11 protein-coding genes are annotated in these 14,611 nt (G+C 39.8%); 7 read left to right on the top strand and 4 right to left on the bottom strand.

The window, feature by feature from the left end; all coding sequences use genetic code 11:
* Window positions 1-20: 20 nt before the first annotated feature.
* Window positions 21-2,315: a SpoIIE family protein phosphatase gene (locus CH365_RS08045; protein WP_100768065.1), complete on the bottom strand. Its 2,295-nt coding sequence runs from the start codon at window positions 2,313-2,315 to the stop codon at window positions 21-23.
* A gap of 333 nt (window positions 2,316-2,648) precedes the next feature.
* On the opposite strand from CH365_RS08045, the gene CH365_RS08040 reads away from it, so the two are divergent.
* Window positions 2,649-3,725 carry a hypothetical protein gene (locus CH365_RS08040; RefSeq protein WP_100768064.1) on the top strand — a complete coding sequence of 359 codons (1,077 nt, stop codon included), beginning with the start codon at window positions 2,649-2,651 and terminating at the stop codon, window positions 3,723-3,725.
* 75 nt (window positions 3,726-3,800) lie between these two features.
* Here CH365_RS08040 and CH365_RS08035 read toward each other — a convergent pair whose 3' ends face one another.
* Entirely contained in the window at window positions 3,801-4,385 is a 585-nt protein-coding gene (locus CH365_RS08035) for an OmpH family outer membrane protein (RefSeq protein WP_100768063.1), read from the bottom strand.
* Window positions 4,386-4,442: 57 nt separating this feature from the next.
* Window positions 4,443-5,264 (bottom strand): extracellular medium-chain-length polyhydroxyalkanoate depolymerase, encoded by an 822-nt coding sequence (locus CH365_RS08030; RefSeq protein WP_100768277.1) that lies wholly within the window; start codon window positions 5,262-5,264, stop codon window positions 4,443-4,445.
* A gap of 350 nt (window positions 5,265-5,614) precedes the next feature.
* On the opposite strand from CH365_RS08030, the gene CH365_RS08025 reads away from it, so the two are divergent.
* From CH365_RS08025 to CH365_RS08005, 5 genes are all read left to right on the top strand, one after another.
* A complete protein-coding gene (locus tag CH365_RS08025) occupies window positions 5,615-6,664 on the top strand; it encodes a DUF3089 domain-containing protein (protein ID WP_100768062.1) in 1,050 nt (349 codons plus the stop codon).
* A 47-nt stretch (window positions 6,665-6,711) separates the two neighbouring features.
* Window positions 6,712-9,084 carry a sigma 54-interacting transcriptional regulator gene (locus CH365_RS08020; protein WP_244283048.1) on the top strand — a complete coding sequence of 791 codons (2,373 nt, stop codon included), beginning with the start codon at window positions 6,712-6,714 and terminating at the stop codon, window positions 9,082-9,084.
* Between the two features lie 96 nt (window positions 9,085-9,180).
* A complete protein-coding gene (locus tag CH365_RS08015) occupies window positions 9,181-9,612 on the top strand; it encodes a YiiD C-terminal domain-containing protein (protein ID WP_100768060.1) in 432 nt (143 codons plus the stop codon).
* Window positions 9,613-9,842: 230 nt separating this feature from the next.
* Window positions 9,843-12,143, top strand: coding sequence for a neutral/alkaline non-lysosomal ceramidase N-terminal domain-containing protein (locus tag CH365_RS08010; RefSeq protein WP_100768059.1), 2,301 nt, complete (start codon window positions 9,843-9,845; stop codon window positions 12,141-12,143).
* Window positions 12,144-12,233: 90 nt separating this feature from the next.
* Window positions 12,234-12,779, top strand: a complete 546-nt coding sequence (locus tag CH365_RS08005; RefSeq protein ID WP_100768276.1) for a glutathione peroxidase — start codon at window positions 12,234-12,236, stop codon at window positions 12,777-12,779.
* A gap of 108 nt (window positions 12,780-12,887) precedes the next feature.
* On the opposite strand, the gene CH365_RS08000 is transcribed toward CH365_RS08005, so the two are convergent.
* Window positions 12,888-13,586 carry a dienelactone hydrolase family protein gene (locus CH365_RS08000; protein WP_100768058.1) on the bottom strand — a complete coding sequence of 233 codons (699 nt, stop codon included), beginning with the start codon at window positions 13,584-13,586 and terminating at the stop codon, window positions 12,888-12,890.
* A 121-nt stretch (window positions 13,587-13,707) separates the two neighbouring features.
* Here CH365_RS08000 and CH365_RS07995 point away from each other — a divergent pair, with 121 nt between their 5' ends.
* Complete coding sequence (locus tag CH365_RS07995) at window positions 13,708-14,565, top strand: ChaN family lipoprotein (RefSeq protein ID WP_100768275.1); 858 nt, start codon at window positions 13,708-13,710, stop codon at window positions 14,563-14,565.
* Window positions 14,566-14,611: the final 46 nt, after the last annotated feature.

Raw genomic sequence — 14,611 nt, 5'->3', positions numbered from 1 at the left:
TTTTTTCTCCTTATTGTTTTTTAATTCGTTTCTTTTGATACGAGTCTTGTAGGTTGTCCGTTCGTTCTGATCGACACTCTAGAAAGAGAGTATTCTATTTTTAAAAAAGAAATATCGTCCGTAAGATATTCCTCCATGTCCTGGTAGATCTTATGTAGATCTCCTTGCGCTTCTTCTATTCTAGATAAAAAAGCTTCTTGGTTTTCGTTGATCTCTTTGCTTCCATCTTCACGGATGCCTACGATCAGATCGTCTTTACCGTCAGAGCCTAAGAACAAACAATCGCCTGGTTTAAGTTGAAAGGATTGGACTGTGAAGGTTGTAGATGGATCGAATGGCAATCCGATCCGACTGAAAAAATGTTTGGTCGGTATCAGACTTGCTTTTCCATTTCTGTATAAGATGGGAGAAGGATGTTCTGCGTTTACTAAATAGGTTTTACCAGTGGATTCTTCTATCACACCTATAACGGCAGTAACCAACATACTTCCTTCGAAAATTTCAAACACTTTAGAAAGTTCTAAAAAAGCGGAACGTAACCAACGTTGAGGAGTAAACTCTATCGTTTTATCTTCGAATAACCTTGTTCTATTTAAGATGGAACCGAAAACGGAACCTAGAACGATTGCACCTCCTGCACCTTGGATGGATTTTCCCATTGCATCCGCATTCATGAACACTGTACAATTTGTTCCTCCGATTTTAAGGCTGGTCGACATACAAAGATCACCACCGATCTCGTGGCTTTGTTCTTTGAATACGAATTGTTTTTTCTGGCGGGTGAAAGATTCTACAAAGACACTTCCATTCCGGATTGTTTCTATTCCGAAAGGTTTTAGAAGAAGGGACGTTAAAAAATAATCTCCCTGTTGTTGTTCCAATAATTGTGTTAGCCTGGAAGTTCTGTCCTTTACTTGATCTTCTAATGTATCCGCATATACGGAAAGAGCAGTTCTCGCTTCTCGAATGGAGCTTACCATTCCGTTGAATGAATCGGTAAGAAAACCGATCTCGTCTTGGATTCGAACTTGGATTTTTGTATTCAAATCGCCTTGGTTTACTTTACCAATTCCTATTAATAAATTTTTTAGAGGATTCCAGATCGCTCCTCTAAAAAAGAGCCTGAATCCAAAAAGTACTACAAATACAGTGATGAATAAAACTGCGAAGTAAGGCCTGATCATTCGATGAAGAAAATTCCTATATTCTTCGTATGGAAATGTTGCTTCGTATTTTCGATCCGGGTTCTCGAGAAAAAATTTATATAATACGGATCTTTGTTTTTCTTCGGTACCTTCTATAAAATATCGTTCCGCTTCCGAAGGAAAAACTGAGTCATAATATCCGGAAGATTGCCTCGGGAATCTTTTGCTGGAGTCTCTGTTTGTAGAAACTTCTACGCCTGCGGTGGAGTTTAAATTCTGATTTGTTGGAATTCCAACATGCGATACCGAATCTGCTCTAGGGACATTCTTCTTTATAAAAATCGAATTCTCGGCCTCTCTCAACTTACTCAGATCGAATGTATCTTCTTGTCTAGAAACAGAAGCGAGTCCTATCCAATACAAAATGAGTAAGAATGTGCCCAAACAAATTCCAGTGATCCTGTTCAAAAAGCGAGTTTGGTCTGAAGTGGTATTGATATAAAGCACCAGGATCACAAAACTTCCAGGGATCATGAAGAAAGTATAAATCGTCAAGAAGTCGGTTCTGGAGATCAATCCTGCGCGACTCATGCTGTTCGCGATCACCGGGGGAAAGATGAGAAGGGAGAAGAAAAAGACGAATAGTCCCGTAAAACGATTGGATTCTTTGGAAGCAGTCCAACTTCTCCATATCCCCGTGAATATCATTAAAAAAGAATAAATTAATACCAAAACACTTAGTATTTTGTTCTCTAAAGGAAGTGAAAAGGTCCAGATCTGTTCTGAAAAATCAAATATAGGTTCTTTTTGAAATGTACAGAAAATATAATATGCAGAAAAGGTAATCCAAACGAATAATTGAAAGCTTAGAAAACGAAATGCAAATTTTTCTTTTAACGGATTCGGATAGAAGAAAAAGAACTGCCCCATACAAGAAAATGCAGGGATAACGGCCAAAATTAGCCATCTATGATAAGCTGCTGCTGGAGAGTCTATACTATATGCGATCACGAATGCAAACGCGTGGATTGATAATAGAAAAAATGCTCCAGCCAAATAAAAACTGGATTTAGATCTGTTTCGGATTGCGGCTAAAAAACTTCCCAGCACCGCGGTAAATATACAAACGATCAAAGATCCAAAAGAAAAAAAAGTCAGCTGTAAGCTCATAAAGCCCCCGAAGACTTTTAGCAGGAAGTGTGCCAATCCTAGTTTGGATTTTTATTTTTGATGATACCTCGTATTCTGCACCGATTTCGTAATCAATTTATTCCGATCGTTTTGAAACCTATAATATCGATTGTTTTCAATCAGTACGACAAAGAACGGTCGATCGATTTTAATCAGTCACTTGTTGAAATGCTCGATCTCTTTGTTTTATGCATGTTTCTCGGGGAAGTTTTATAAATTTCTGTCTGGCACGAAAACTGCTTAAGGAGATTAGTCTCCAGAAAACTTCAGAATGAATTTTGGAGACTCCTATAAAAAACGAGGAGAATATTAATGCGATACGGATGGAAAGGAAGGTTAGCGAAGATATTTGTTCTTTCACTATTTCTTCCACTTATGGTCTTACCAATCTCTGCAGACGAAAAAGAAGCTGCGGAACAGCCAAAAGACAAATGGAGAATTTTACTCGGGGCCTTTGCCGGACAATTCGATTTACAATTACAAACGAAACTTCCGTTTACATATACAAATCCAAGCTCCGGCCAGAGAGAAATTCCTTCATTAGGTAGAACGAGCGGCCTTACTCAAAATGGAGCTATGGATTTAGGTGTGGAAGGTATTGGTCCTCAGAAAGGACTACAGTTCATGGTTCTAAGCGATTCTCTGGTTTTTCAAGCCACCTATGCGAGAGTGGATGTGAATTTCGCTCCTCTTAGAAATCCTCCGATAGGAGTGAATACTGCGGAAGGAAATGCGGGAGGAAATGTTTATTCTACCAACTTAGACTATTATATGAATATAAGTCGTTATGTCCAACCAATGGTAGGCGTAGGATATGCTGCTTTCGGAGCTTATTATAAGGCGCGTAACGTTATTGGGACTACTGTAGGTAATGGACTTTATGAATCCTTCCCTACCATAGATGCAGACGATGGATATAGTTCCAATGTTGGTAAGGCCGGTCTTCGTATTAAGTTGCCGATCCAAAGCTGGTATATTACTCCATACTTCCAATATGCGGGTAACGAATATCATATTAACGTAAGAACTACTGCGGGAACTGTACAGAATAATGTGAATGGATATCCTGCGGATCCGAACGGTATGCTGGATGCTTGGTATTACCAAGGAGTCGGTTCCGTGAGCACAGTAGATTCCATGACCCAAGTTTCCAGACAGGCAAGAAGTGCAGGAATCGTTTTCTTTATGGATTATAAAAAGTTCATAAGCCTTACTATCAATGCAAGAAGGAACTTTACCCAAGCAGCGTGGAACATTTCTGCAACCTTCATGGTATTCTTACATCCGAATATGGGAATCATGGCAAACTATTCGTATGCAGAACCGGAGATCTTATTCAGTTTTAACAGATCTTGGGCAATCGGGCCAGTATTCACTACTACATTCTAAATAGGCGTATATCGGATAGGAAAATAGAAATTAAAAAAGGTCGATGGAAAGGATCGACCTAATGCGTAAATAAGACTAATATTTTCCGTTCTTTCTAGAAAGTTCGGAAATAGATCGATCCAAAGATTCCAGTTCCGTTCTGAATTCTTTTCTCCGGGTCTCAGAAAGTTCTTCTTTAAGCTTTTCGAATGTTTTGTTCAGGATCTCTCGTAGATCCTTTTTTTTTCTCAACTGCAAAAGAATATATTCTTCTTCTTCGAAAGTATTTAGGCCTGTAAAAGATCTTTTGTTTTCCAGATATTCAAGTTTTTCATAAAATGATTTCGCTTTTTCAGATTGGTCTGGACTGGGACTGAAAATATTCTCTCCTAAATTTTCAAAAATCTCTCTTGTTTTGGATAAAAAAGGAAAGTCTACTAGCGAGATTAGTACGAAAGAGTTCGTAAAATTTTTATCAAGATCTGATTCGGAAGTTTCTTCTGAAAGAATAGATTCGTTAGAAGTTTCGGTAAAGTTAAGATACTCTTCTGTTTCTGTCCAGGTTTTCGAAGTGGTAAGGATTTCCGGATCAGATTCCGAAGGTAAAAAATAAAAATAAAATATTACTATTATAAAAGGAATTGAGAAGATTAAAATTCGGAATTTGGATAAGGATCTCATAGGTTCTTCCTAAAAAGAGAATCCGGCGGGGAACACCGGATTCGAATTGGAATTTACTTAACGGTATTGGTTAAACCAAGAATATATTTTGCCTGCGGATGCGGATACCCATTCATGTCCTGCAAGGTAATCCGTATATCTATCCGTAGGAATTCCTTGGGATCTGAGTTTGTCATAATACAAATCCATGGTCCACCAAGGGACTACAGCATCCAAGAATCCGTGCATAAAAAACGTGGGCGGATGATTGGAAGGAAGTGTTGGAACGATGCAGATCGGTCCGCTACATGTAGCATAAGAACCGGACTGTATAGCCAATGCTTTGAATTCTCCCGGGAACGATACTGCCATACGGCTTGTGTTGTATCCTCCGCTGGAAATACCGGTTGCGAATTTTTTATTCGCATTGATTGGACCGAAACTTCCATTACGGATTGCAGCAAACAGATTATTTAAGAAAATATAATCCGCTGTCAGTTCGTAGATCGTAGGTAAATTGGTTTCCCAGAAAAGATCCAAGCCCGCGTCCGGAGCGATCACTGCAAATCCATTATCCAACATCTTCTCAATGACTTTTACTTCGTAGTACCCTCCAAACGGTTCTCCTTGGGTACGAGAGAATTGTACCGTAAAGAAGGATCCTTGGTACATTACTACCACAGGCCATCCTCCAGCAGGAGCAGTTCCTTCGGGTACTTGGTATCTTACATCCCTAAATATCCCTGGCCTAGCTTCGATTTTTTTTGTAGAGTAAGAGCAACTGGTCGTCTTGATCAATAGACCGGTTGTTTTACAACGAGCAGCGTCCACTTCTCCGGCTCCTGCAAATAACAGAGCGCCGATCAGTAGAGGCATTAACATCGTGATTCTCTTCAGCATTTTTTTTCCTCCCCGGACCGAATTCATTCGGGCCGGTATGCTTCCTAAAGCAAGAGCTGTGCCTAACGAAAAAAATGTTTTGCATAGCGTATGTTCTACAAAATGGATTCAAAATTTTGAAAGTATTCGCTGAATCGTTATTTTAAGAAAATTCGAATGATCATTTTCAATCGCCGAAAATAGACAATTGATTGATTTCAATCGATTTCTATTCCGCAAACTAGTCGAATCGCTGTTATATGCGGAGAATCTTCAGGGTTCGTACCTTCTTCACTCGGCACGGATATTGCTTTGTATCCTTTGATATCTTTCCCGAAAAAATCAGAGGGAAAGAGGAGGATTTCTAACGCATGAGACTTTTCTTATATTCTTCTTTGCTGTTTTGGGGATTTTTATTTTCAAACTGCACTTCGATCTTTCTGTATTTGATCAAACCTTCCGGTCCTTTTACCCAGGAGAAGGTTCCGAATTCTCCTGATTATTCTAAAAAAGAATCCTGGGCAGCGCTTCCTGAATTGAAGGATGATCCGGATGAGGTTCCTGCCATCGCTGGTTGGAAGGACGGGCAGAATGTGGCGAAGGCGGATGTATTCTTTGTTCATCCTACCACGTTTATTAAGGCAGAAGGATGGAATGCTGAGATTGGAAGTAGTCTCATCGTTTACGGACTTTCTCCTTTAAAAATGCAAGCTTCCGTTTTTAATGAGTCTGCAAAAGTTTACGCGCCTAGATACAGACAAGCTGCCTTATATTCTTTTATAGATGATTCCGGAAATGGAGAGAAGGCATTCGAGATTGCAAAAAAAGACGTGCTCTCAGCATTCGATCATTATCTAAAAAATTATAACCAAGGAAGACCGTTTTTTATCGCAGGTCATAGCCAAGGTTCGATGATGCTAGTTCACGTATTAAAAGAATATTTGGATAAGAAGAAGGTCTCGAACTTTGTAGCAGCATATCTTCCTGGTTGGGCAATACATTCTTCCGAGTTTCATAATTTGAAAGTTTGTAAGAACTCCAAAGATCTAGGATGTTATATCAGTTGGAATTCCAAAAAATGGGGGTCACAACTTTCCGACTTTGCACTTCCTCCGGAAAGATATGTAGGAGGCATTTGTGTGAATCCGGTGAACTGGACTCCGAACAGTCCCGAAACTCCTAAAGAAGAACATAAGGGCGGAGTGGGCATACAATTCTCTGAGTTGGATAAAGCTTATGTTAGAACAAAATGTGAAGGAGAAATGCTTTGGGTGGATTTACCTTCTAATCCGAACTATGAATCCAGAAGAGGTAATAAGAAAAATTATCATATTTCGGATTATGGACTCTTCTATTCGGATATCAGAGAGAATGTGAAGGAAAGATTAGAAGAATATTTCAATAAGAAAGGAAAACGTTAGAACTATCACTTAAGCGGCGTTTCGGAACTTGATCCAAGAAAATCGAAATGTCGCTTGACCTTCCGTTTCGGAATGGTCTTTTTAAACTCCGCTTTTATTTCATGTATCTCCAATTCCTGACCCTTTCCTTTTTAATCGCAGTGCTACTATGTATTTTGGGCGTAGTCTATTGCCTGAGCGTAAAAAATAAGATCTCAGGGATCAGGGAGTTGATGCTCTCCTTTTTATGTTTGGTCTTTTTATATTCTGCATGCGTATATGCCTCCATCGAAACAGATCCAAGAGGAGCATTGCATAGATGGATTTCAGTTTCTGCAGCGTTGTTCGCCGCTGTTTTTTTCCAAAGATTTTTTCTAAAATTCCCCTCCGTTATTTTTCCTAAAGTTTCTTCTTATCTTTTTAAGATCCAATTAGGGATCGCCGCGTTTATCTCTCTTTGGTTCGTATGGGAGACGAAGGACTCGGTCAAAACTTTTAGATTTAACGGACAATATTGGGATCTAACTGCTACATTTCCAGGAAGAGTTGTCGCGATCATTTCCTTATTTTTAGTTCTAAGTGTAATCGTCATAGCAATTGTTCAGATCTTAAGGAACAAGGATCAGAAAAGGATTGCACTTGCAGGGATCTTAGGCTCCTTCTTCCTGAATTTTTTAATACCCACGATCTATCTTACATTGTTCAGGCTCGGTCAAGTAAGCGCAGAAGTTTTTGTAAACGCATTAGCAATCTCTGTGATCTTCGGATTTTTTGTGTTTCATATATTTTTCGTGAGTTATGGAGGGCATAGAACTTCTCTCACCGTCAGGATCTTAACTATAGTTCTTGCAATGGCCTTATCTGTGACCCAAGTGATGTCGGGTGGATTAAGTAAAGCGATAGAGAACGAATACGATAGTATCCAAACAAACGTATTACAAAATGCAAAACTATCTTCTCCTCCTAAGGACTCTGTTTTTCTTTCTAAGATTGGGGAAAATACTTCCAAATCGGATCTGAGCGCAGCAGTTCTCGGAGTTCGTTCGTTCATTTTAACCTCTTCCGGAAAACCTCTGCTCGTATATCAAAATTTTATTAATAATACGGAGATGGGACTGGAATATTCTTCTTATAGAAATTTTGTCCACGCCTATGTTCTGGATTGGGCGATCCGATTATTTGTAGGTCTTTGTGTACTGATTTTGGGTTTTCTGATCTTTATGAAGATCTCCATCTTAAATCCTTTATTTGCTTTATTAAAAGGTTTGGATAGGGTAGAAGGAGGAGAACTTTCCGTCGAAGTAGAGGTCCGAAACAAGGATGAGATCGGACTCTTGACACACGCATTCAACGCGATGGTTCGGTCCATTCGAGAAGCTAGGCAGGAACTCCAACAATACACTTCCAATCTAGAAAGAACCATTTTGGAAAGGGATTCTATCTATGATGCTGTCCCTCAAGAAAGGATCTTATCTAATAAAACCTTAATATATGCCTCCAGAAGTATGCAGGCTGTAGTAGATAGAGTAGAAAGAATTTCCGGAAGAGAACAACCCGTCTTGATCACAGGGGAAACAGGCACAGGAAAAGAAATCATTGCAGGACTTCTTCATGAATTAGGAAGAGGAAAAGATAGCCCGTTTGTTCCCATTAACTGTGCAGCAGTTCCGGCGAATCTATGGGAAAGCCAGATTTTCGGTTATGTAAGAGGAGCATTTACAGATGCAAAGTCGGATTATGCGGGACTCGTTGCTGAGGCAAATGGTGGGACCATATTTTTCGATGAAGTGGGCGAGATGCCCATCGAGATACAGCCTAAAATATTAAGATTATTGCAAGAACGCAAATACAAACAAGTGGGTGGTCGTTCCGAACTTAAAGCAGAATGTAGGGCAATATTTGCCACTCACAGAAACCTTAGATCGATGGTCGCAAAGGGAACCTTTAGAGAGGATTTGTATTACAGGATAAATGTGTTCGAGATAGGGATCCCACCTTTGAGAGAAAGAAGATCCGATATTCCGTTTCTTACGAATCGATTCGTAGAACATTATTCCAAACAAATGGAAATGGACAAACCGAATATAAGCGAAGAAGTTATGGATCTATTTTTGGAATTTCCTTGGTCCGGAAATATACGAGAATTGGAAAACTGTATCATTCGTACACTTGCAGATTTGAAAGGAGATCATATCAAAATTTCGGATCTTCCTCCCGAGTTATTAGAACTGAAAAATTCGCAAAGAGAAGAAATTGGGGAAATTCCTATCGCGAACGGATCTTATGCTGCCGGTTTCGAGCCTTTGGTTTCTATGTATTCCAGAAGATTGATAGAAACAGCATTACAAAAATGTAAAGGGAACAAATCGGAAGCCGCCAGGCTTTTGAAAATATCCAGGGGGAAGTTACAATACCAAATGAAAATGCTGGATATGGAGTAATTCAAAAGTTCGTTTTACAAACGAATCTCAGAATAAATCCGGAATTCGCTTTCTTTTCGATTTGATATAAAACGAACGAAATTTCTAACTATGCATATGACAGAGAAATTCGACGTTTTATCCATACCGTTCAATGTGCATATCCAACTTTCCAGGCCTAAACAGGGAGAGGATGCTCTCTTAGTCATGGAAGATAAACCGATCTATAAAAACCATGTGGGCTCCGGACACGCTGCTGCGTTATTTGCTCTCGCAGAAGGAAGTGGTGGAGAATATTTACTTTCCAGAGTGGCTTCTCTTCCTTTTGAAATTATTCCGGTAGTGCGCAAATCCGAAGTAAAATACAAAAAACCTGCTCAGGGAAGAGTGGTCTCCAAGGGAGTTATTGATGAGCAGGAATGGGCGACGTTTATGGCCCAACTAGAAAAAAAGGGAAGAGCGGGACTTACTGTTGGAGTGGAACTTTTTGATGAAACTCAAGCTAATGTAGCTAGTTTCAGTTTCGATTGGTTTATTGCTAAGAAATAAAAATTTTTTTTATACAGCAGCCAAATTCGCAGCTTCACTTACATGAGTGTACCGATCACTTATATTTTAATTATAAAACTCTTGAAAGATTGATACGCTTCGTTCGAAATAAATTCAAAACTTATAATACTTTTTTCGAACGTAAGCGCTTACTTACATCTTTTTTAAAAATCGTTTGACCTTCCTTAAATTTCGGTTACCCCACTTCATGAACTGTGGAGGCAAGGTAAATGAAAAACAAACATACGAAATTTTTAACCTTGGCATTGGCTCTGATCCTCGTCCTAAGCGGTTGTGATCAGAAGTCAAACGACGATAAATTACTAGAACTAGCCGTTTCTTCTAATGGAGTTACGGAATCCGGTTCTAATCCAATTCTGAATAGTCTCGCTTTACCTACATCTACTGCTGCAGATGTGTTTTTGGTGGGCGCTGCAAAGGCTGATATTACTGGACCTTTTGTGCAATCTAGCACCGGATATAATAGTCCTGGTGACCAGATGTCAGGCTTGGCGATGAGACTTTATTCCAGAGCATTCGTAATAGAACGTCCTGGTGGTGCACGAGTGGTTATCGTTACAAACGATATGATCCATATGTACCAAAGTGTGAAGATGGGGGTTGTTAAAAAGTTACAGGCTGACGGCTATGGATCCGCGTTTAATAATGATAATATTCTTTTATTCGCGACTCATACACATTCTGCTCCTTCCAATATTTCTTGGTATACTTTATTCAATCTATTCAATGGAGTGATTGGTTTTGATAAGGTTCATTATAATATCGTAGTGAACGGAATCACGGACGCCATCAAGACTGCTTATAATAACAGAAAAGAAGCAAGGATCAAATTTGTTGCGGGAAATCTCTCCAATCTTGCGAATAATAGATCTTCGGCTGCTTATTCTTGGAACTTGGATAAAGCAAATTATCCTACAAATATAAACGAGACAATGAGTTTGCTTCGTTTTGAAGGTACGGATGGTTCTCCGATCGGGTTGCTAAACTGGTTCGCCGTTCATGGAACTTCTTTAGGAATTACAAATCGTAGGGCACATGGAGATAATAAGGGTTACGCTTCTTATCTGGTAGAAAACACATTTGGCGGAAATTTTGTGGCCGCATTCCCTCAGGGACCTATGGGAGACGTGAGTCCGAATACTCCCGATCCTACCGATATTACAAAACCTTTCTTGAGACCGAACGATATAGATCCAAGTCTGGATGCTTTAGAAAACCCTATCGTTCATGGAACCAAACAAGGAGGTAAAGCATTAGAATTATATAATGCGGCTACCACCGTACTTACTGGAAATGTCGGATATAGGCATTCTCACGTAGTTTGGAATAATAAAGTTGCTGTAGATCCTTCCTATATCGGAACCTTCTCCATGCCTTGGGATACGGGCACTGGAAATACGACCTGCGTGGCAACAATTGGTGGTGGATTCCTGGCAGGGGATGAAGAAGGTGCACCTGTAGAATTTGCAAAAGAAGGTGAGATCCGAAACGATTTCGTTTTCGAGAACGGGGCCTGGGTTAAGAAGAATTATTCTTTAACCAACTTAAGCGGCGCCGCTCAAATTTTAGGATATCTTTGGCCACTTGCTCAATTGGCATTGGGTTCCACAAAGTATGAGGCTTGCGATAAGGAAAAATTCACACTTCTTCCGGTAGGAGAAGTTGATAATTTCTGGTTCCCGAATCCACAAGTACCTTTTGTTCCGGTAGTTCTTCCATTACAAGTGATTACGATAGGCAATACAGCGATTGTGGCTTCTCCTTTTGAAGTAACTACAAATGCAGGAAGAAGGTTGAAAGCAAAGTTAACGACTACTTTTGCTTCGGCAGGAATCTCCAACGTAGTGGTAGGAGCGATGGCAAATGCTTATGCACAATACCTAACTACTCGAGAAGAATATTCCGCTCAGAATTTCGAAGGTGGATTTACCGCTTATGGCCCTTGGGCAAATGCAGCATTGATCCAAGAATTCGATCGGATCGCAAAGGATATAGTAGCAAATCGTTCGACAACTGCAGGACCGAATCCGCCGGATCTTTCCAACCAGCAGTTTGTGCAAACTTGGTTATCCCAAAACGGTATAGTGAATGATGGAGGAGATTTCGGAAAAGTCCTGACGGATGCCAATTCTTCCTATAACAGAACTAAGGATAGCGTGACGGTCAAATTCCAGGGTTCACATCCAAGAGTGGTTCAGGACAAAAAATTGGATGGATCTCTTTCTTCTTATTATGATCCGAATACTTACACATATTTGGAAATCCAAAAGAAGAATGGAAGTTCTTGGACGACTGTAGCTAACGATAATAACCCGTATACCGCTTATGATTGGGCAAGAACAGGCGGAGATCTTTCTGCTACATCCGAGGTTACGATCACTTGGTTGATACGTAGTCAGCAAGCCGGAACTTACAGGGTCGTATACAACGGTTTGGCGAAACAATTCTGGGGAATTTTCTGGACTTACAAAAAATTCACCGGAACTTCCAAAGAGTTCGTTTTGCAATAAAACGATCTTCTTTTAAAAAACCGGTGTAAGACCGAAAGAATATCCCGGAAACGGATGGACCTGTTTCCGGGATTCGTATATGATTCCACTATGGCTTTCAAATCCGTTTTGATCTTACTTTCCTTATTGATTGTTTCCTCTTCTCTATTCGCCGCTCCTAAGGCTGTGTATGATTTTACTGTAAAGGATATCAAAGGAAAGGATGTGGCACTTTCCAAATACAAAGGTAAAACCTTACTCATCGTAAACGTAGCCTCTAAATGTGGGTATACCTACCAATATGAAAATTTGGAGAAGGTATACAAAAAATATAAGGGGAAGGGCTTTGAGATCGTAGGTTTTCCTGCGAATAATTTTCTCTCACAAGAACCTGGTAGCGATGCAGAGATAGAACAATTTTGCAGAGTGAAAAAGGGCGCAACCTTCGATATGATGTCTAAAATTTCAGTGAAGGGAGAAGACCAACATCCTCTCTATACTTATCTCACTTCCAGCTCTCCTGACCCTGGAGATGTAAAATGGAATTTTGAAAAATTCCTGATTTCTCCTGCAGGCAAGATTGTGGCGAGATTTCGTTCGGGCACAGAACCGGATAGCAAAGAAGTCACGGATGAAATTGAGAAGGTTCTGAAATAGGGGATGCACTTATAGAGGAATCTTATTGTATGCACTGTTGGAGCTCTAACAACGGTGCAACTGTGATGTAGGAATTCCAACATTGCAGTTTTAACAATGTAGAAGTTCCTAAACATGTTCTTTCAAAAAAGCTAATGTGATTGCCCAAGCTTGAGCGGCAGAAGGTTTATGATACGCCGCTCTTGCATCGCAGAAGAACCCGTGCTCCGCCTCAGAAAAAACCAACTCTACAAAATTTTTTCCTGAACTCTTTAACAATTCGGAGATCGCAGCGATATGTGTCTGTTTCACACTTCTGTCTTTTCCGGCCCAAACCAACAGTAAGGGTGCATTTTGTTTTGGGGAATATTCTTCCGAAGTCTGGACGATCCTAGATCCGTAATACGAAACTGCGGCTTTGAAAGTATAAAGTGAATTCGCTAAAAAGGAAACCCATCCACCTAAACAATAACCGATGCTTGCAATTCTATCCGGGATACTTTTTGGATTCGATTTGATCCAATCTAGAGCAGCATTCAGATCCGATTGCAAATTTTCAGGAGTTAATTGGCTGAAATGAGGTTTTAATCCCATAAAGTCTTCGTAACTTCCGGAAAATCCTGGAGGAGCAGTTCTATAATAAAGTTCGGGAGCGACAGCGAGATAGCCTTCTTTAGCAAATCGGATTGTTACGTCTTTGATATGATCGTTCACTCCGAATGCCTCTTGTAATACTAAAATACAAGGAGAAGGAGAAGAATCCGGATAAGCCACGAATGTTTGCATCTCTCCATGAGCTGTGTTGATAATTACTGTTTCCGTATTCATTTTCACCTCTGTAAAAGCAGGTAGAAAGATCTAATCTCTTGTATCTTTGTCGATCGATTTACAACATTGTAATGCCTATTTAAGTTCTTTTCTTTTTTCTTTCGATTTCCAAACTAGTTTCATGTCGGTTCGTATTTTCTGTTTCCTTCTTCTTTTCCCTTCTTTCTTATTCTCCCAAACTTTTAATCCTGAAATTTACGATTCAAAAAGTAAATCCAAGGTGGACCTTTCTTCTATCCTTGAAAAGGCGAAGGATGTCGACGTGATCATATTTGGAGAAGAGCATAACGATAAGGTCGGGCATGCTTGGAAGTTGGAGGCATTCAAAAAGATAAGTTCCGTATATTCTACTCTTCTTTCTTTGGAGATGTTAGAAAAGGATCAGCAAAGATCGGTGGATGAGTATTGTAAGGGAGAAATCACCGAAAGAGGTTTTTTGAATTCGGGAAAATTCTGGCCGAATTACCAAACGGATTATCATCCAATGGTTTCTTTTGCGAAAGAAAAAAATCTTCCAGTGCTTGCAGCTAATGCTCCTAGAAAGTATGTGAATCTTGTATCTCATCAAGGTTTGGAGTCTTTGTATAGAATTAGATCTCCTTTTCTACCACCTCGATACACTTATAATTTATTCAGGCAAAAAGAATACGAAGATCTTCTCTCTGCAATGATTGCAGAACATGCGCCTACAGGTTTTTCTCCGGATAAACAAAAGTTTATAGATGCTCAATATGTTTGGGACGCTTCTATGGCTGACTCGATCGCAGAGGCTTACTTTTTGTTAAAAAGAAAAATTGTACATGTGAACGGAAGATTTCATTCTGATAGAAGTTTAGGACTGACGTATCGGCTGAAACAGATGGGCTTGAATGTTTTGACTGTCAGTATTTTTCCTTCTGAAGAAGGCAAAAGTTTTCAGGAAGAAGATTGGAAATTGGCGGATTTCCTCGTAATCACCGAAAGAAAACCCGTCCCATAAACACTTTCTTGCTTGTAGGGTAAGCGGATCTCTCCGACATTAATAG

Origin of the sequence: Leptospira neocaledonica (assembly GCF_002812205.1) — a bacterium.
Taxonomy (GTDB): domain Bacteria; phylum Spirochaetota; class Leptospiria; order Leptospirales; family Leptospiraceae; genus Leptospira_B; species Leptospira_B neocaledonica.
This window is presented reverse-complemented; position numbering and strand designations above follow the sequence as displayed.